Below are 19194 nucleotides of genomic sequence, written 5' to 3' on the forward strand. Positions count from 1 at the left end.
CGGCAGAATGGACGGCGGACGCCGCAACGCCGCGGTGGCTGCAGCGCAGAGCCCACAAGGCCAGCCGAAAGAGGACGCGATGACGCACACCCCCTTGCCCGACTTCACCCACGAGCGCGTGGAGGTGATCACCGGTCGGCGCAGCGGGCTGGTCATCACCGTCGCGCTGCACTCCTCCGTACTCGGCTCCGCGCTCGGCGGCGCCCGGCTCTGGACGTACCCGCACTGGTCGGATGCCGTGGCCGACGCCCTCCGGCTCTCGGCGGCGATGACGTTGAAGAACGCGACGGCCGGGTTGGATGCCGGTGGCGGCAAGTCCGTCCTGTGCCTGCCGCCGGGAACGGTCCTCGACGCGGAGCGGCGTCGTGCCGCGTTCCTCGACCTCGGCGACGCCGTCGAGTCGTTCGACGGCGCGTATCGCACGGCGGAGGACGTCGGCTCGACCACCGACGACATGCTCGTGGTCAGCGAGCGCACGGCACACGTCGTCGGACTCCCGGATGCCGTCGGCGGCTCGGGCGAACCCGCCGGTCCGACGAGCCTCGGCGTGTACGAGGCCCTGCGCGCGACGGTGGAGCGCGTGACCGGCAGCCGCGACGTGGCGGGTCGGCGCATCACGATCTCGGGCCTTGGCCAGGTGGGGAGCCGCCTGGCTGTGCGCTTGTCGACGGAGGGCGCGGTGCTCACCGTCACCGACGTCGATCCCGCGAAGCGTCACCTCGCCGTCGAGCTGGGCGCCGACTGGGTGGACCCGGGCACGGAGCATCGGGTACCTGCGGACGTCTTCGTGCCCGCGGGTATCGGCGGCCTGCTCACCGATGCCGTCATCGACGAACTGGCGGCGGCAGCGGTGTGCGGCCCCGCCAACAACCCGCTCGCCGACCATTCCGGGGCGGATCGGCTCGCCGCTCGCGGCATCCTGTACGCACCGGACTTCGTCGTGAACGCCGGCGGTGTCATCTACCTCGATGTCGAGGCGAAGCGGTTGGCGTCGCGCGAGGAGACGATGACGCGGGTCGCGGCGATCGGCGACACGCTCCGAGGTCTGTTCGACGAGGCCGCAGCGACCGGGATCACCCCGTTGGCGGCCGCCGAGAAGCTCGCGGCGGCGCGCCTGTCAGCGGGCGATCCGGTCCGGGTCTGACGACTCAGCGCCCGCGCTAGTCCGGGTCGGCCTCGTTCCATTTCCTGACCGTCTCGAAGCCCCAGAACACGGTGAACAGCACGAGAGCGACGGCTTCGACGAGGAACACCGTCCCGATCGCCCGTCCACCGACGACGATCGGGGCGGTGAGGTCGAGCAGCAGCACGAGGAGCCCCGCCACGATGTCGGCGGCGAGGAGGAACGCGATCCATCCGGGGAAGGTGGTGAAGATGCGCGGCAGCCAGGCGATCTCCCGACGGAGCCGCCGTACGAATCGGTGCCACCAGCCCGCGGGCGGCGACGGGTCGGGCTCGAGGTGCATGCGGCGCGCCTGACCGAGCGCGACGATCGTGATGATGACGAAGAAGAGACTCGCGGAGACGAGATGGGCGCGGTCGAGGAACGTCTCCCGCGCCCAGATCCACGCGGCGGCCGCGAAGACGATGATGACGGCGCCCGCGACGAGCGGCGTCCACGTCGCGCGGGCGCTGCGCGGCACCTGCGCCGCGACGGCGTCTCGTCCGCTGCGCCGAAGGAGGGCGGCGAGCACCCCGTAGCCGATGACGAGCACGGCGAAGACGAACCACACGGCGACGCCTGTCGCAATCGACGCGTATGCCTCGGCGGGAATGCACTCCGTGCCTGAGGGGCACACGGCATCCCACCCGGGTACCTCCCCGTTCGCGATGCGCGTGGGCACGAGGGCGATGAGGGGCGCGAAGAGGGCGGCGAGATCGAGCCAGCCGCGCTGAGCGCCGCGTCCGGAGAGAGCCAGGAGCGCGGCGGCGGCCGTGACGAGCGCCCCGACGAAGACGATGCGCGCGGGTGTGTAGTAGTAGTGGCTGATCGACGGGAGCCCGGCGTACCCGGCGTTCCAGACGGTGGCGATGGCCACCAGGATCGCGGGCGCGGCGGCGACCATCACGAGCCGCAGGTGCCGGTAGGTCTCGATGAGGGTGCCCTCGATGCGGCTCGACACGACCTCGGCCGTCGCCTCGACGTCCGGCAGCGACATCGTCGCGACGTCGTGGGCAGTGAGGTCGGCGGGAACGGCGGCGATCCCCGGCCCGGACGGAGCGAGGGATGCCGCGGCCTCCTCGGCGGCGCGATCGGCGGGTGCGGGCTGCGCGGTGAGCTCGCTCCGTCTGGCGCGAAGCCGGCGGAGCAGGTCGGCCGAGTCCAGCTTCCGCGGCGCTGCCATGGGGGGAAGCTACCGCTGCCGGTGATGGCCGTCAACGCCCCCGGGCGCTGGTCGCGCAGTGACGGGCTTCGAGCGATCTTTCAGGAACGGGCGTGCGCGCTCGGGTAGTCTCGCGGAAGTCCAAGGGGAGTACTCCGGCACGGTCGGCTCGTCAATTCGGATGCGTTCGCATCCCGGGTCACCGGTCCTCGGAAGAGGATGGAAGAGACTTTGGTGTCGACCTTGTCACGCCGAGCCCTGGAGCCCGACCTTGAACGTCACCCCCCTCGTGTGGATCATCACGATCGCCGTCACGATCGCCTTCTTCGTCTACGAGTTCTTCGCGCATGTCCGCAAGCCGCACGAGCCGACCATCGGCGAATCGGCGCGCTGGTCGGCGTTCTACATCGGCTTGGCGCTGCTGTTCGGCGTCGGGATCGGCATGGTTTCCGGGTGGACCTACGGCGGTGAGTACTTCGCCGGGTACCTCACCGAGAAGGCCCTCTCGGTCGACAACCTGTTCGTCTTCCTCATCGTCATGACGAGCTTCGCGGTGCCGAAGATCTATCAGCAGAAGGTGCTGATGATCGGCATCGTCATCGCTCTCATCCTGCGCGGGGTGTTCATCGCCATCGGCGCGACGCTCATCTCGAACTTCTCGTGGATCTTCTACCTGTTCGGCGCGCTGCTGCTTTTCCTCGCCTACCGACAGGCCTTCGCCCACGGCGAGTCGAATCCCGCCGACGGTCGTTTCATGCGCTTCGTGCGGCGTCACCTGCCGGTGACCGACGAGTACCACGGCGACCGTCTCACGGTGAAGCGCGACGGCCGCCGCTTCGTGACGCCGATGCTGCTTGTCATCATCGCGATCGGCTTCGTCGACCTCATCTTCGCGGTCGACTCCATCCCCGCCATCTACGGGCTCACCGAGCAGGCCTACATCGTCTTCACGGCGAACGCGTTCGCGCTCATGGGACTGCGCCAGCTGTTCTTCCTCATCGGCGGCCTGCTGGAGCGGCTCGTGTACCTCGCTCAGGGTCTCGCCGTCATCCTCGCCTTCATCGGTGTGAAGCTCGTGCTCCACGCGATGCACGTCAACGAGCTGCCGTTCATCAACGGCGGCGAGCCGATGCTGTGGGCGCCCGAGATCCCCATCTGGTTCTCGCTGCTGTTCATCGGGGTCACGATCGCCGTCGCGACGATCGCGAGCCTGTACAAGACGCGCGGTGACCGTCGAGACGACGCGACCCTCGAGGGCGCCTCCTCGGGCGAGCTCGAACGCTGATGGGCGAACTCGCCGCGAACATCGCGCTGGTCGTCGCCTTCGTCCTCATCGGCGGCGTCTTCGCTGCCACCGAGATGGCCTTGGTAACGCTCCGCGAGAGCCAGATCAACGCGATCGCCGCTCGCGGTCGCCGGGGCGAGAAGGTGGCGGGGCTCGCCCGCAACCCGAACACGTTCCTCTCGGCGGTGCAGATCGGCGTGACGGTCGCGGGGTTCGCGTCCGCCGCGTATGGCGCAACTTCGATCGCCCCGTCCGTCGCGCCGCTCCTGCAGAGCGCAGGGATGCCGGAACAGGTGTCGCTCACCGTCGCCACTGTGCTGCTCACCCTCGTCATCGCCTACCTCTCGCTCGTGCTGGGCGAGCTGGTGCCCAAGCGGCTCGCGATTCAGCGGAACGCGCAGTTCGCGTATGCGGTCGCGCCCGTGCTCGACGGCTTCGCGACGGTCATGCGGCCGGTGATCTGGCTGCTGTCGGTGTCGACGAATGCCCTGGTCCGTCTCCTCGGGGGTGACCCGAACAAGACCGCTGACGAGATCAGTGACGAGGAGATCCGGGATATCGTCGCGACCCATCAGGGTCTCCCCGAAGACGAACGGCGCATCCTCGACGACGTGCTGTCGCTCCGTGGGCGGCAGGTGAGCGAGGTCATGCGTCCGCGTCCGGAGGTGGTCGCGCTCTCCGACACCTCGACGGTCGCAGAGGCGGTGGCCGAGGTGCGCGATCAGCCGTTCTCGCGCTACCCGGTGGCCGATGCGTCCATCGACGACATCGTCGGCTTCGTTCACGTGCGCGACCTCTTCGACGTCGCGGCACAGGATGCCGGTCGGCCGCTGTCCGAACTCAGCCGCCCGATCGACTACGTACCCTCATCGGCCCGTGTGCTGCCGACGCTCACGCGGATGCGCGCCCACGGCCACCAGATCGCGGTGGTCGTCGACGAGTACGGCGGCACGGACGGGATCGTCACGCTGGAAGACCTCGTGGAGGAGGTGGTCGGCGAGATCTTCGACGAGTACGACACCGCCGACGACCCGGCCGCGGACAGCGACATCGTCGACGGCCGCCTGAACCTGCAGGACTTCGAGGAGGTCACGGGGCTCTCCCTCCCCCGCGGCTCGTCCGATACCGTCGCCGGCTTCGTCACGGAGCAGCTCGGCCGGCTGGCTCGCGTCGGCGACGCGATCGAGGTCGACGGCGCCACGATCCAGGTCACCGCGCTGGATCGGCGCCGCGTCGCGGGGCTGCGCGTCACGCGAACGGCAGACGCGTAGCCCGGCAAGCTCAGAACGGCCAGATCAAGGGAACGTAGAGGGTGGCGACGAGGACGAACAGCATCGCGAGCGGCGTGCCCAGACGCCAATAGTCGCCGAACCGGTACCCGGCGGGCTTCATCACCATCAGATTGGCGGGGGTGGCGATGGGAGTGAGGAACGAGGCTGCTCCGGCGATGGTGAGTGCCAGCATGAACGGCTGAACGGAGGCTCCGATTCCGGTCGCGACGGCGATGGCGATGGGCGCGACGATGAGCACGGTCGCGGTGTTGGAGATGATCTGGCCGAGGATCACCGTGAGCAGGACGATGCCGAGGAGGGCGACGCGCGGACCCGAATCCCCGATGAGATCGATCAGCCAGCCGGCGACGATGTCCGCCGCGCCCGTGGTCAGGAACGCCGTCGACAGCGGGATCATGCCGGCCACGAGGACGACAGTGGTCCACGACACCGAACGGTAGGCCTGGTTGACGCCGACGACCCGGGTGAGCACGAGAGCGGCTGCGGCGAGCATGGCGGCGGCGGCCGGAGGCATGACACCGGTCGCGAGGAGGACGACCATGACGGCGAGGATGACGAGGGCCCGCTTCGCGCCCACGCCGAGCGGCACAGCGCGGCGCATCGTCGACGGGGCATCGACCGCCATCACCTCTCGACGATCCTCGATGTGACGGGCCAGGTCGTCCCACGACCCCTGCAGCAGGAGGGAGTCGCCCGCCCTGAGAGCCACGTCACGGTCGTTGAGAACCTCCGCTCCCCGTCGAGCAGCCAGGATCACCAGGTCGCCGCTGGGCGTCGCCATCCCGGGGAAGATCCGCAGCCCGATGAGCGGGGACCGGGGCGGGATGACCACTTCGCTGACACCGTTCGCCGGCCCGATCAGGGTCTTCGTGTCGAGGGTCACTCGGTAGTCGATCTTGAACTGCCGGGTGAGGCGGGTGAGATCGGTCGGCATGACCGCCCCTGGCCGCAGGGGAAGGAGGAAGCGTCCGAAGAGGACGATGATGAGGATGCTGCCGACGAGCAGCGGTATCCCGACGAGAGCGAACTCGAAGAAGCCGAAGGGACGTCCCCCGTTCTCGGCGGCGATGTCGGACACGATGATGTTCACCGGCGTCCCGGTCAGGAGCAGCATCGAACCGGCATGAGCGGCGAACGCGAGCGGCAGGAGCAACTGCGACGATGCGATCCCCGCGGTGCTGGCGACGACGACCACCAGCGGGAGGAGCGCCGCGACGGCGCCGTTCACGCTGATCAGGGCCGTCAACCCTGCCACGAGCAGACACACCACGATCAGCAGCGGCGTGCGGCGGGTTCCGGCCGCGCCGATGACCTTCTGCCCCGCCCAGGCGGTGACCCCCGTGGCATCGAGCGACTCGCTGACGATGAACAGCGCAGCGATGAACAGGACCGTCGGGTCACCGAACCCCGCGAGAGCCTGCGTGAGGGTCAGCACGCCGGTGAAGTAGAGGGACAGCGCGACGCCGATGGCGACGATGCCGAGGGGTATCCGGTTCGTCGCGAACGCCACGACGGCCGCGATCAGGATCGCGAACGTCGCGACGACGGGGTCCATCCGCTACCTCGTGGCAGAGAACTCGACGGCGACGCGAGCGAGGAGCCGTGCCCCGAACCCGGTCGCCCCCGCGGATCGCCAGGAGTCGTCCTTGTCCGTCTGCATGGTGCCGGCGATGTCGATGTGCGCCCACGGCGTCTTCCCGACGAAGTGCTCGAGGAACAGCGCCGCGGTCGTCGCCCCCGCGTACTTCCCGCCCAGGTTGGACAGGTCGGCGACATCGGAATCCAGCTGCGGACGATACTTCTTCTCCAGCGGCAGTCGCCACACCGGTTCATCGGTGGCCGCCGCGGCGGAGGTCACCAGCTCGGCGATCGTGTCGTCGTTCGCGAAGACGGGCGCGGTCGCCTGACCGAGCGCCATCAGCGCAGCGCCGGTGAGCGTGGCGATGTCGATGATCGCATCCACCCCGTCCTCGTTCGCGAGCGCGATGGCATCCATCATGACGAGGCGGCCTTCCGCGTCGGTGTTCTTCACCTCGACGGTGGTGCCGTCTCGCGCCACGAGAACGTCTCCGAGCTTGTAGGAGGTACCCGAGGGCATGTTGTCGGTACACATCAGCCAGCCGGTGACCTGAGAGTGCACGTCGAGCTCGCGCAGCACGGTGAACGCGCCGAGCACCGCTGCGGCACCGCCCATGTCCATCTTCATGAGGAGGTGCATCGGGTCGCTCGGCTTCAGGCTGATGCCGCCGGAGTCGTACATGATCCCCTTGCCGACCAGGCCCAGGTGGCCTTCGGGTTCAGCGGAGGGCGCATAGGTGAGCTTGACCATCCGGGGCTCTTCCGCCGACCCCCGGTTGACTCCGAGGAGGCCACCGCAGCCGAGCTCGATCAGAGCGGCCTTGTCGAACACCTCGACGCGGAAGCCGAACCGCTCGCCGAGCTGCTCGGCGACAGCGGCGATGTCCGTCGCCGTCAGGTGGCCAGGGGGCGTGTTGGTCACGTCGCGCGCGACGACGGACGCACGCGCGGCGAGCGCCCCTGCGGCAAGCCCCGCCTCCACGACGCCCTCGTCGGCGCCCTCGATCGACAGGACGAACGAGCGCAGCGCGACGGTCTTCGGTGCGGACTTGAGGGCGGTGTAGCCGTATCGCGCGAGCGCGGCGCCTTCGGCGACGGCTGCAGCAATCTGTTCGGGGTCGGACACGGCACCCAGCACCAAGGCGAGATCGGACGCCTTGTGGGCGGCTCGGACGAAGGATGCCGCAAGGTCGCGCGCGGTCGCAACCGTCAGCGCCTCCTCCCCTGCGCCGACGGCGATCAGTTCCGCGCCGCTCGCGGTCGGGATCAGCAGCGTCTTCCCCACCGCCGGTTCGAAGCCCGCGCGGGTGAGCGCGTCGCGATCCAGACCCAGTCCCGACGCGACGTCGCCCGCCGCGGCGACCGTGAATCCGATCGCACCGGTGTCCTCCGATGCCTCCCCCGCGCGGAAGGAGATCGCATTCAGGGCGGCGAGGCCCGGCACGGAGTCGACGTCGTGCGGGAGCGGAGTGTTCGGCTGCCGGATCATGCGGAGGTCTCTTTCGTGGTTGCTGCGGGGTTCAGGGGAACGCTCTCGTCGATGGCGTCGGGGTCGTCGGGTTCCAACTTCTCCGGAAGCTCCCCGCGGATGCGTCCCGGCATCCGCGTCGCCGGAACGATGGCGAGGAGGGCGAGCAAGGCCAGTCCCAGGAGGGACACCTTGAGGGAACGCAGGCGCGCGTCCTCGTTGATCGCGATGGCCGCTTCGACCTCTGCCGGCGACGCACTGGTGTTCGCGAGCACGGCCTCCAGTTGCGGGTTGGTGAGGAAGTCGGCGTCGCTGATGCGCACCTCACTGATCAGCTGGTCCGAGATGTCGGGGTGGTCTGCGGCGGCGGCAGACAACGTCGACGCGAGGATGCCGACCGCGAACGCGCTGGCGACGGCGATGCCGACCGAGCCGGACAGGTTGTGCACGAGCCCGCGCCACGCTCCCACATCACCGGCGAGCTCTTTCGGTGCGGAGGACAGCAGCGTGTTGAACACGAGCGCGACGATCGACCCTTGCCCGATTCCGAGGAGGATGAGGCCGATGACGATGAAGGCCTGACCCCATTCCCCGCGGACGGTAAACGCGATGAGAGTGAGCGCGGTCGCCACGACGACGAACCCTGCCGACGCGAGCACCCGCGGCGAGAACTTCGCGTAGAGGTACGCGATGAAGGTGGAGGCGAGGAAGATCGAGATCGTGTAGGGGATGATCGAGAACGACGTCTGCACACCCGTGAGCCCCTGCACGACCTGCATGTACAGCGGGATGAGGAAGTTCGCCGCGGTCCCGACGAAGAGCATCGTCGCCATGCACGCCGTGATCGCCAGTTCACTGCTCGTGGCGAGGACGCGCAGATCGAAGATGCGGGACTTCTTCTCGCGCTGGCGACGCGATACCCACACGAAGAAGATCTGTCCGACGACGATGCCGAGGATGATCAGCAGCGGAGCGGGCGAGACGCCGAAGACATCGAAGGGCGCGGCGGCGGTCGACTCCCAGAGGCCCCACGAGTTGAGACCGGAGAACCCGAACGACAGCAGGATGATGGCGGTCGCCGCGAGGAACGCACCGGCCCAGTCGATCTTCAGGTCGGGCTGCGCGGGCACCTTCTTCACGCGGAAGCTCAGCAGCAGGTTGACGGCCCCGAGCGCGACCATGAGGGCGAAAGACCAGCGCCACCCGATCGTCTCCGCAAACCAGCCGGCGAGCAGCAGCGCGAGCACTCCCGCCAGCGGAATCGCGGCGGCGAGCAAGCCGATCGCCTTCCCCTGGCGCTCACCGTGATAGTTCGTGGCGATGAACACGGTCAGCGCCGGGGCGATCAGCGCGATGACGGCTCCGGATGAAGCCTGGGCGATGAACAGCATGGCCGGACTGACGCTCAGCGCCACTCCCGCCATCGCTGCGGCGTGGATCGCGACGGCGATCTGGAAGACACCCCGCGTACCGAAACGCGCGCCGATCTTCGCGCCGAGGAGGACGAACGCCGCCATGGCGAACGTTCCCGCGGTGATGGCGGTCCCGACGGAGGTGGCCGGCGTGTCGAGGTCGGTGGTGATCCCGGCCATCGAGACGGTCAACGCGTTCACCGCGAAGGATGCCTGGATCTGGGTCAGGACCACGACCACCAAGGGCAACCACGATCCCGCGGTGGTGGCGGGCGCGGCGACACCCGGATTGCTCGCTGTCATGTCGGGGAACCTTCCACGAGTGACCTGAAGTCTCTTCGAACGGGGCATGCGTAACCACACATCCGACGCTGTCCCGTCGACTCTTTCGCTGAGAGTACCGCTCATCCTCACGCAGATGACCGTTCAGGAACAGGATGCCGCGCAGCGGCGGTCTCTGCAGGAGACGACGAACGCCCGGTGCAACACGTGTTCCGTGTCGTATCGGGCGTCTTCTCGGTGGACCTGAGGGGATTCGAACCCCTGACCTCTTCATTGCGAACGAAGCGCGCTACCAACTGCGCCACAGGCCCGTGAACCTCAGCGAGCCTATCACGGACCCGCGGGCTCCCTCGCACGGAGACAATGGAGGAATGCTCCACCTCTCCCCCCTCCGATCGCTCCGCAACGTCCGTCTCGGGCCTGACGAGACGCGCGGGCCCGTCGACCTCGATATCGCGGAAGGGCGCATCACGGCGGTCACGGCGCACGACCCCGCACGCCCCTCCCGCGAGGGCGACCGCGACGGTCGAGGACTGCTCGCGCTCCCCGGGTTCGTGAACACGCACGCCCACGTCGACAAGTCGTGGTGGGGCCTGCCGTGGGAGTCGTACGGGGGCGAAGGCGGCACCGATGGCCGTATCCGCCACGAGCGCGCACGGCGCGACGCCCTCGGCATCCCGAGCGTGGAGATCACCTCACGCGTGCTCGCGGAGCTCGTCCGTCACGGCACGACGGCGATCCGCACGCACGTCGACGTCGATCTCGGTCTGGGAGTGCGAGGGATCGACGCCGTGCGAGAGGCGGCCGCCGCCTACGGGGATGCCGTCCGCGTCGAGATCGTGGCGTTCCCGCAAGACGGGGTGCTGCGTCGCCCGGGCGTGCTCGAGCTGCTCGCCGAGGCGGCGCGGGCCGGCGTGGAGCACATCGGCGGACTCGACCCGGCGTCGATCGACCGCGACCCGGTGGGTCAGCTCGACGGGCTCTTCGACATCGCCGCCGAACACGGGACGGGAATCGACATCCACCTGCACGACCCCGCGGAGCTGGGCGCCTTCCAGCTGGAGCTGATCATCGCGAGGACCGCGTCACGAGGACTCCGGGGCCGCGTGAACGTCGCGCACGGCTTCGCCCTGGCCCAGGTCTCCCCCGCGCAGCGCCACGACCTCCTGCAGGCGATGGCCGAACTCGACGTGACGATGACGACCGTCGCGCCCCTCCGGCTCCCGCAGCTTCCGCTGGCGGAGATGGACGCCGCGGGCGTGCGTTTCGGGTTCGGCACCGATGGCATCCGCGACCTGTGGAGTCCCTACGGCACGGGTGATCTGCTGGGGATCGCGTGGCAGTTCGCGCGCTCCTCCAGCATCGTGCGCGACGAGGATCTGCGGCGGGTCATGGAGATCGCGGGAGGAGCCTCGGCAGTGTTCGCAGGTCTCCCGGCGAACGCGCTGCGCGTGGGCGACCGCGCCGACATCGTGCTCGTCGACGCGGAGAACCCCATGGACGCGCTCGTGCGCACGCCGCGGCGCGAGCTCGTGGTCGGTGCCGGGCTCGTGCTCCACGAGGCCTGAAGCCGGGCCCGGGTGACCGGCGGTGCGCCGCGGAGCCGGGCGGAGCGTCAGGCGCCGACGGCGCGCCGGGCCAGGAGGGAGCGCACGTGCTCCTCGATGGCGGCGTCGTCGACATAGCCCATCCGCGCGAAGTCGGGCGTGCTCGCGGCGGGGCGACGGGCGGTGTCGATCGACGGGGGCGCGTCGCGCTCGGCGCGCTCCCGCATCGCTTCGTCGACCGCAGCGAGGCGCAGCGCCTCCTGGGCCGCAGCGGCGTCGAGCAGAGCGGAAGCCCGCGAACCGGCCGACGCGGTGAGCGGACGCGGGAGCTCGCGGGGGGTCCAGGCGGCGCGCTCGGTGGCGAGGGAGACGTCCTGCACGGATGCCACGGGGCGCGCGACCTCGACGACCGCGGTGCGGCGGAGGCCACGTCGCTGTACGGCCGCCATGCGCTGCAGCATGAGGAGCGCGACCACGGCCACGACGACACCGGCGACGAGCGCCGCCGGCGATCCGGCGCGTGTGATCTCGAGGACGCCCCAACCGGCGAGCGCGAGGGCTGCCGCCGCGACGACGGTGATCAGCAGACGCGCGCGGCGTCGAGCGCGGGCTCGACGAGTAGCGGGGTCCTGGGCTGCAGCCGCGGCGAGGGCGAGGGCCTGCTCGCGCTCGGCGAGGACGCGCTGGCGAGCGAGCGCCGCCTCCGCGGCGGCACGCGCCTGTGCCGCCTCGTGCTCGGCTCGCGCCGTGTCACGCTCGAGCTGCTCGCGTTCGGCCTGGGCGCGGCGCGCGAGCTTCTGCTGCGCGAGCGCTGTGCGGGCGTTGAGCTCGAGGCGCACCTCGTCGGGGGTTTCCGACGTCTCCGCAAGCACCCGCAGCGCCTGGTTGAGGCGCACCGCGTTCCGCTCGGCGGCGTTGTACTGGTAGCGGCCGTGCCAGGAGGGCAGCAGGTAGACGAGCCAGAGCACGACCGCGACCAGCACGATCACACCGCCGCCGAGTACCTGCCCATCCATGGGGTCCACGGTAGGTGCCGCAGAGCGCGTTTCTCCGGTACGACGCCGCGTGTCTCAGGTTCGACCTAAGCTCGAAGGTTGGGCTGTCAGCGGCTGACGCGGTCGGTCGGCGGGATCTCCGCCGCCGTCACCGGCGCACGGCCCGACAGCCAGCGCGTGAGCACCCCCTCGGGCACCTCTTCGCGCACGAGGGCGAAGCAGTAGTGATCGCGCCAGTCGCCGTCGATGTGGATATAGCGACGACGGAGACCCTCGTAGCGGAACCCCAGCTTCTCCACCACCCGCAGGCTCGCGTGATTCTCCGGTCGGATGCAGATCTCCATGCGGTGTAGGCGCAGCTCGCGGAAGCAGAGGTCGGTGGCCAGCGCGACGCTCGTGGGGGTGATGCCACGACCGGCGAACCGCTCGCTCACCCAGTAGCCGATCGTCGCCGACGAGAGGGAGCCGCGCGAGATCCCCCACACGTTGAGCTGACCAGCGATCTCACCGTCGTACTCCATGACGAGCGGAACCCCGACGCCGTCGCGATACTGCTGCAACAGGCGACGGACGCCCAGCTTCATGTCGAAGGAGACGGGCCCGTCGGGGCTCGTCGCCTCCCACGGCCGCAGCCACCCACGATTGCTCAGCAGCTCCGCCTGCAGCACGCGCGCATCCCGCTGGCGCACGAGGCGCACCGAGATCGGCCCGTGCCCACGGGGCATCGTCAGGTCCATCGCACCCCCTCGCGCCGGCGGCGTCAGAGCTTCGCCGCGAAGTCCTTCAGCCAGGGGCGCAGTTCGGGTCCGAGGTCCTCGCGGTCCGCGGCCAACTGCACGATGGCCTTGATGTAGTCCACCCTATCTCCGGTGTCGTAGCGGCGACCACGGAACACCACGCCGAGCACGCCGTCGGTGACGGCGAGTTCCTGCAGCGCGTCCGTCAGCTGGATCTCCCCGCCCTTACCCGGCTGGGTGCCGTCGAGGACGTCGAAGACGTGCGCCGTGAGCACGTAGCGGCCGATGACGGCGTAGTTGGAGGGGGCGTCCTCCTTCTTCGGCTTCTCCACGAGTCCCGTCACCCGCACGACGTCGGGGTCGTCGGTGGGCTCCACCGCCGCGGCGCCGTACATGTGGATGTGGTCGGGATCGACCTCCATGAGGGCGATGACGGTGAGGCCCGTGCTCTCGTTCGCGGAGATCATCGTCGTCAGCAGCGGGTCGCGCTCGTCGATGAGGTCGTCGCCGAGGAGGACGGCGAACGTGGAGTCGCCGACGTGGGCGCGTGCGCGCAGCACGGCGTGACCGAGTCCCTTGGGCTCGCCCTGACGGACGTAGTGGATGTCGGCGAGGTCGCTGGACTCCTTGACCTGCAACAGGCGCTGCAGATCACCCTTGTTGGTGAGGTTGGTCTCGAGCTCGGGAACCGCGTCGAAGTGGTTGGAGATGTTGTTCTTGTTGCGGCCGAGGATGACGAGGATGTCTTCGATACCGGCATCCACCGCCTCCTCCACGACGTACTGGATCGCCGGCTTGTCGACGACCGGCAGCATCTCCTTGGGCATCGCCTTGGTGGCCGGGAGGAATCGGGTTCCGAGTCCGGCCGCGGGGATCACTGCCTTGATGCGCGAAGTCATGCGTCCACCCTACTGACCGCGCCGCCTACAATCGGAGCATGACCGGGGCGACCGACCACGCGAAGCGCGCACTGCGCGCCGAGTTGCGCGAGCGTCGCCAGCAGCGTTCGGAGGCGAGCCTCGAAGCCGATGCGCTGGCCCTGAAGGAGCAGCTCGACCGTCTGGTGGAGGCACACGGCGCCTCCTCGATCTCGTGCTTCCTGTCGACGCCCACCGAGCCCGGGACGCATCCCTTCATCGTGGATGCCGTGCGCCGCGGCATCCGTGTGCTCCTCCCGATCACGCGCTCCGACGGCCTTCTGGACTGGGCGGTCGCCGACGAGCACGGCGACATCGTCGAGGGCCTCTTCGGCACCCCCGAGCCCACCGGGGAGGTGCTGAGCCCGTCCGCCGTCGATGAGGTGGATCTGCTCGTGATCCCCGCCGCTGCTGTCGACCGCTCAGGTATGCGCCTGGGCTGGGGCCGCGGCTACTTCGACAAGACCATCGGGTCGATGGAGCACTGTCCGCCGGTCTACGCCGTCATCTTCGATTCCGAACTCGTCGACGAGGTCCCGAGCGAGCTGCACGATCAGCGCGTCACGGGCGTCGTCACCCCCACGCACACCGTCGTGCTCGCGCCCCACCGGCGCTGAGCACGCCCACCCTTCCACCCGAGGACCCCATGCCCACCTACGCCTACGCCTGCACGCAGTGCGGCCACCGCTTCGACGCCGTCCAGTCCTTCGCCGACGCCGCACTCACCGAGTGCCCCGAGTGCGGCGGAACCCTCCGCAAGCAGTACGGTTCGGTCGGAGTGACCTTCAACGGCTCCGGTTTCTATCGCACCGACTCGCGTGCGGGTGGTAGCGGCAGCCCCGCCACTCCGACATCATCGAAGTCCGAGGCGAAGTCCTCGCCCGCTGCTGCGGGTTCGTGACCGGCCCCCGCCGGAGTGAGGAGCATCCCGTGATCAAGGGCTTCAAAGACTTCATCATGCGCGGCAACGTCATCGACCTCGCGGTCGCTGTCGTCATCGGCGCGGCATTCACCGCCATCGTGAACGCCCTCGTCGAGAGCTTCATCAATCCGCTCATCGGCGTGATCTTCCAGGTCGGCGACCTCAGTGCATGGGTCTGGGAGGTTCCTACGCTTACGGGCGGAACCTCCACGTTCGGACTGGGCGCGATCGTCGGCGCGATCATCAACTTCCTCGCCGTCGCTGCCATCGTCTACTTCGTGTTCGTGCTCCCGATGAACCGCTTCAAGGAGCGCGCAGCAGCGAAGGCGGGAGTGCCGGAGGCCGAGGAGGCGAAGCTGCCGACCGAGCAGGAGCTCCTCGTGCAGATCCGCGACCTTCTCGAGAAGCAGGGCACGACTCCCCCGACCGCGCGCTGACGCGTCGTCTCGCGACGGCCGCCTGACGACCGCGCGACGGCCGCCGGGTCAGTAGTGCGGCGGGACGTCGCGCCGCATGCGTTCGTCGTTGGGGCCGGATGCCGTGGCATCCGCGCTCTGCTCGTCGCTGTGCGAGGCGGGCGACTCCGGTTCGGCGTCGGTCCCGGGAGCGGGCGTCAGTCGCGCCCGGCGCGAGCCCGGCACGCGCACGACGCGTTGACGCTCACTCTCCGACATCGAGCGGCTGGGTGGCCGTGTCGGCAGTGGGCGTCTCGGGCTGGATGCCCAGGATGCCGGCGATGCGGCCGGCGACGCCCGCGGGGTCGCTGTACAGATCGAAGGCGTGCACCCGCACGTAGTGCCAACCGAGACGCCGGAGGGTCTGCGGGCCGAGACGCAGCGACTCGCGCAGCGACTCCCCCGTCGTCTCCGGATCACTCACGGCGACGACGGCCTTGCCCTTGTGCTGGGCGACGATCGGCAAGAGTCCTCGATAGTCCACATCGACGGCGATGCCCAGTCGCCGCAGGTGCTGCGCGAGGATCAGCGTCAGCGGGTCGGCGAGATCTTCCAGGCGCGCTTCACGTGCACGGGCGGCGATGCCGCTGAGGATGCCCATGAGCGAGGCCGCTCCGGACTCCAGCCGCCCCTCATCGAACGAGGAGGGCCGGATCGACGACACGATGACCATCGAGCGGCGCGCGCGCGTCATCCCGACGGTGAGCAGGCGCTCCCCGTCGGGTCCGGAGAGCTCCCCGAAGTCGCTCAGTACCCGGCCATGCTTGGTCAGACCGAAGCCGAGGGAGAAGACGACGCGGTCGCGGCTTTCTGCGACCGATTCGTCGAGGCTGAGCACGGCGAACGGTTCGGCGGTCTCGCGCCCCACGAAGTCGGCGACATCACTGCGGCCCGCGAACGCGGTGGCGACGGCGGCTCGCACCCGCTCGGCGTGACGCGCGGATGCCGTGACCACCATGAGCGACTCGGTGGGACGGTTGACGGCGTGCTCGACGACGAGCGTCACGACCCGCGCTACCTCGGCATCCGGGCTCTCGACGGCGCCCGTCTCGGGATCGGGCGTGCCGGTACCACCTTCGACGTAGTCGACGCTGAGGCTGCCACGACCGAGGTAGGACCCCGCCCACGGGAGGGAGACGATCTCTCCCCCGTAGAAGGCGTCGTTGACGAGCTCGGCGAGGTCTTCGCCACCCGCGCGGTAGCTGCGGGTGAGCGTCTCGACGGGAACGAGCTCGGCCAGCCTCTCGAACACGCTCGTGTCGTCGAAGGGCGTCTCGCTCTCGTCGAGCGGATCGACCCTCCCGGCCGAGACCTGGAACGGCGTCGGCTTCTGCACGACCGGGTCGCCGAAGAGCACGACCTGGCGCGCACGGCGCAGCGCGGGGGCGACCTCGGCGACGCACACGGCCGCTGCGTCGGCGACGATGACGACGTCGAACTCGGGACGCTCGGGAATCGAGGGCACGTCGTACGGCGACGAGATCCACACCGGGGCGAGGGTGCGCACGAGCGTCGGCGCGGCGGCCACGAGTTCGGCAGGAGTCGCCGTGCCCGTGCGCAGCGCCGCCTTGAGAGCGGTGGCCTCGTGCGGCTCGTCGACGATCGCGATCTTCCAGCGCGTGGCGAGCTCGGCCGCGAGCAGCGGACCGGCGAAGGAGGCGTGCGCCTCGTCGACCAGCCGGAAGTCGCGCTCGAGACGGTCGACCACCGAGGTGTTGGCCCCGAGCAGGGCGCGATCGGACCGCAGCATCGCCTCCAGGGCCGACTGCCACCAGGTGAACTCGAACTCTGCCGCGACCTGCTCCTCAGGCACGTGACGCACCGAGAGTTCGGTGAGCAGGCCCTCCAGGCCGAGTTCGGCCAGCTGATCGCGGAGGGTCGCCCGCTCCACGAGGTTGTCGAAGACATCCGATTCAGCGGCGAGGCCGGAGAGCGTGCGCAGCAGTTGGGCGATCGGCAAGGACGCCAACGGCTCGGTACGGCCGAGCGCGGCGTCGAGCGTGGCGAGGTCGGCGTTGACGCGCTGCCACGCGGTGGCCACGTCGTCGAGTCCGAGCGGGATCTCCGGCGTCACCCCGGCATCCACCAGTCGCTGCCATTGCGTCCGCTGCTGCTGCACACGCAGGAGCGACTCGTGCATGTCGCTGATGTGCATGCCCGGGCGGACGTACTCGCGTGACAGGCGGCGCAACCGGCGGCGGTTGGCGGCGGACATGTTCGGCGCGTCGCGACGGTTCCCGTGCGCGTGGATGAGCTCGCCCAACGGCCGCTCGAAGACGGTCACGCTGAAGCGGTCGAGCGACGCGCGGATGCCTTGCAGCAGCCGCACGTACGCGCCCATCTCGGTGATCGTGCCGAACGGGCGCATGCGCGTCTGCGCGATGAGCTCATAGCCGCGCTCGAGGATGCCGGGCACCTCGGCCCGATGCAGGCGCCCCGCGAGCGCGTGCGCGGTGCGTGCGGCCTCGGTGGTCGCGAAGGAGACGCCGTACCAGGGCGAGTCGTCGGGACCGAAGCGGAACTCGCCCAGTCGCGCCGCGTCTCGCAGTGCCGCGGCCGCTTCGGCACGCCGCGTGGACAACCGCTGCAGGGTCGCCAGGTCGAACCGCGTGGCGGCGGACGGCTGCGGCGATCGTGCCGCGATCGTCGCGAGGGTCCGCAGGGCTTCCAAAGGAGAGACGCCGAGCTGGGCGTGGCGTTCGGTGAGCGCGCCGCGGTAGTCGCGGAGAACGGTGCGCAGGCGCACCAGTGCGTCGTCGACATCGGCCACCTTGGGCGGCGTCGCCTTCTCGTTGCGCGCGATCGCACGGATGAGGTCGCGGTGGAGGTGGCGCGGCGTGACGGCGAGACCGGGGAGTCCGATGCCCGCGAGCCGGTGGCGCACGCCGTCGAGCGTGGAGCGTCGCGTGCTCACGACCAGCACCCGCTTGCCGGCGCGCACGAGTTCGCCGACCGCGTTGATGACGGTCTGGGTGCCGCCCGTGCCGGGGAGCGTGTGGACGGCGAGCGACTGCCCCGCGACGATGCGGGCGAGCACGGCCTCCTGCTCGGCGTCGGCGTCCAGCAGCAGACGGTCGGACGCGGGCGACCGGTCGTCGGCGCCGACGAGCGTGGGAAGCGCGCGCACGAGCGACAGCGCCTCGCGGTCGGCGGCGTGACCGGCGAGCGCGTTGAGCACGGGGTGGTCGAGCACGGCGGCGTCGCGCTCCAGATCGGAGGCGACGTCGGCGAACGTCGAGACGACGAGTCGCGGGAGCACGGTGAACGTCGGGATGTGCGCTGTCAGCGCGCGCAGGTGGTCGATGACCGGCTGGGGCTTGAAGACCCCGCCGTCGTGAGCGAGCGCCGCGAGGGCGCGACCGTCGAGCGCGATCCCGAAGTGGGTGCGTGCGGCCTCGACGAGTTCCGGGTTGATCGCGAATGCGCCGTGGAGCTTCAGGTCGAAGTCGGTGTGGTGCCGGCGGATCGCGAGCGGGCGGAGCAGCACCGGCGCGGTGTAGACGACGCCGCCGATGCGCCAGGATGCCAGTCCGACGGCGAGGTGCACGGCATCCAGCCCTCGCGCCGTGCGCAGCTCGAGGTCTTTGGCCGCGATGCGCTCGGCGGCCAGACGAGCCGTGCGGAGCGCGACTTCGTCGCGGAAGAGGTTGGAGAGGAGCGTCGAGCGGCCCGTGATGAACTGCGGAAGGCTGCCGGGGTGCGCCTTGGTGATGTCGATGCCGGCGTCGCCGTCGTCGCTGTAATGGAGAAGGGTCGACCGCCCGCCCACCTGGGCCGCCTCTTCGCGCAGGCGGACGCGCTGAGGGTCGGCGACGTGCGCGACCTCGATGCCGGGTTCACTCATCTGAAGACTCCCGGGGGTCGCGGAGGTCACCGTATCCTCGTGCTCGGCGTCTTCGACTCCTCGCACGGCGCCACCGTTTGCTCGCCACACACGAGTCACCTTAGGTACCCCGCCGCGGCGTTGACGGTATCCCGGG

16 protein-coding genes and 1 tRNA gene are annotated in these 19194 nt (G+C 69.8%); 7 read left to right on the plus strand and 10 right to left on the minus strand.

Annotation, left to right across the window (positions count from 1 at the left end):
* Positions 1-79 precede the first annotated feature (79 nt).
* On the plus strand, positions 80-1144 hold the full coding sequence (locus P0Y48_06665; GenBank protein ID WEK14866.1) for a Glu/Leu/Phe/Val dehydrogenase dimerization domain-containing protein: 1065 nt from the start codon (positions 80-82) through the stop codon (positions 1142-1144).
* Between the two features lie 16 nt (positions 1145-1160).
* Here the strand turns inward: P0Y48_06665 and P0Y48_06670 are convergent, their stop codons facing one another.
* Positions 1161-2345: a hypothetical protein gene (locus tag P0Y48_06670; protein WEK14867.1), complete on the minus strand. Its 1185-nt coding sequence runs from the start codon at positions 2343-2345 to the stop codon at positions 1161-1163.
* Positions 2346-2595: 250 nt separating this feature from the next.
* On the opposite strand from P0Y48_06670, the gene P0Y48_06675 reads away from it, so the two are divergent.
* Positions 2596-3609 carry a TerC family protein gene (locus P0Y48_06675; protein WEK14868.1) on the plus strand — a complete coding sequence of 338 codons (1014 nt, stop codon included), beginning with the start codon at positions 2596-2598 and terminating at the stop codon, positions 3607-3609.
* Positions 3609-4880: a hemolysin family protein gene (locus P0Y48_06680; protein WEK14869.1), complete on the plus strand. Its 1272-nt coding sequence runs from the start codon at positions 3609-3611 to the stop codon at positions 4878-4880. The genes P0Y48_06675 and P0Y48_06680 overlap by 1 nt, the downstream gene beginning before the upstream one ends.
* Before the next feature lie 10 nt (positions 4881-4890).
* On the opposite strand, the gene P0Y48_06685 is transcribed toward P0Y48_06680, so the two are convergent.
* From P0Y48_06685 to P0Y48_06700, 4 genes are all read right to left on the minus strand, one after another.
* A complete protein-coding gene (locus P0Y48_06685; GenBank protein ID WEK14870.1) occupies positions 4891-6456 on the minus strand; it encodes an SLC13 family permease in 1566 nt (521 codons plus the stop codon).
* Positions 6457-6459: 3 nt separating this feature from the next.
* Complete coding sequence (locus P0Y48_06690; protein WEK14871.1) at positions 6460-7968, minus strand: leucyl aminopeptidase; 1509 nt, start codon at positions 7966-7968, stop codon at positions 6460-6462.
* Complete coding sequence (locus tag P0Y48_06695) at positions 7965-9662, minus strand: MFS transporter (GenBank protein ID WEK14872.1); 1698 nt, start codon at positions 9660-9662, stop codon at positions 7965-7967. The genes P0Y48_06690 and P0Y48_06695 overlap by 4 nt, the downstream gene beginning before the upstream one ends.
* Before the next feature lie 217 nt (positions 9663-9879).
* Positions 9880-9952 (minus strand) — tRNA-Ala (locus tag P0Y48_06700).
* Positions 9953-10012: 60 nt separating this feature from the next.
* On the opposite strand from P0Y48_06700, the gene P0Y48_06705 reads away from it, so the two are divergent.
* Positions 10013-11209: an amidohydrolase family protein gene (locus P0Y48_06705; protein ID WEK14873.1), complete on the plus strand. Its 1197-nt coding sequence runs from the start codon at positions 10013-10015 to the stop codon at positions 11207-11209.
* A gap of 47 nt (positions 11210-11256) precedes the next feature.
* Here the strand turns inward: P0Y48_06705 and P0Y48_06710 are convergent, their stop codons facing one another.
* From P0Y48_06710 to galU, 3 genes are all read right to left on the minus strand, one after another.
* Positions 11257-12204, minus strand: coding sequence for a large exoprotein (locus P0Y48_06710; protein WEK14874.1), 948 nt, complete (start codon positions 12202-12204; stop codon positions 11257-11259).
* A gap of 86 nt (positions 12205-12290) precedes the next feature.
* Positions 12291-12920: a GNAT family protein gene (locus P0Y48_06715; GenBank protein WEK14875.1), complete on the minus strand. Its 630-nt coding sequence runs from the start codon at positions 12918-12920 to the stop codon at positions 12291-12293.
* Positions 12921-12943: 23 nt separating this feature from the next.
* On the minus strand, positions 12944-13819 hold the full coding sequence (galU, locus tag P0Y48_06720) for a UTP--glucose-1-phosphate uridylyltransferase GalU (GenBank protein WEK14876.1): 876 nt from the start codon (positions 13817-13819) through the stop codon (positions 12944-12946).
* Between the two features lie 38 nt (positions 13820-13857).
* On the opposite strand from galU, the gene P0Y48_06725 reads away from it, so the two are divergent.
* The 3 genes from P0Y48_06725 to mscL are packed head-to-tail and all read left to right on the plus strand — an operon-like array spanning position 13858 to position 15196.
* The gene (locus P0Y48_06725; GenBank protein WEK14877.1) at positions 13858-14454 is read left to right on the plus strand and encodes a 5-formyltetrahydrofolate cyclo-ligase; all 597 of its coding nucleotides are present in this window, start codon (positions 13858-13860) and stop codon (positions 14452-14454) included.
* Between the two features lie 29 nt (positions 14455-14483).
* Positions 14484-14738, plus strand: coding sequence for a zinc ribbon domain-containing protein (locus P0Y48_06730; GenBank protein WEK14878.1), 255 nt, complete (start codon positions 14484-14486; stop codon positions 14736-14738).
* A 29-nt stretch (positions 14739-14767) separates the two neighbouring features.
* The gene (mscL, locus tag P0Y48_06735) at positions 14768-15196 is read left to right on the plus strand and encodes a large conductance mechanosensitive channel protein MscL (protein WEK14879.1); all 429 of its coding nucleotides are present in this window, start codon (positions 14768-14770) and stop codon (positions 15194-15196) included.
* A gap of 48 nt (positions 15197-15244) precedes the next feature.
* Here mscL and P0Y48_06740 read toward each other — a convergent pair whose 3' ends face one another.
* Together P0Y48_06740 and P0Y48_06745 are read right to left on the minus strand one after the other, a co-directional pair.
* Positions 15245-15433, minus strand: a complete 189-nt coding sequence (locus P0Y48_06740) for a hypothetical protein (protein ID WEK14880.1) — start codon at positions 15431-15433, stop codon at positions 15245-15247.
* Positions 15420-19058, minus strand: coding sequence for an AAA family ATPase (locus P0Y48_06745; protein ID WEK14881.1), 3639 nt, complete (start codon positions 19056-19058; stop codon positions 15420-15422). The genes P0Y48_06740 and P0Y48_06745 overlap by 14 nt, the downstream gene beginning before the upstream one ends.
* Between the last annotated feature and the right edge of the window lie 136 nt (positions 19059-19194).

This window comes from Candidatus Microbacterium phytovorans, from assembly GCA_029202445.1.
GTDB lineage: Bacteria > Actinomycetota > Actinomycetes > Actinomycetales > Microbacteriaceae > Microbacterium > Microbacterium phytovorans.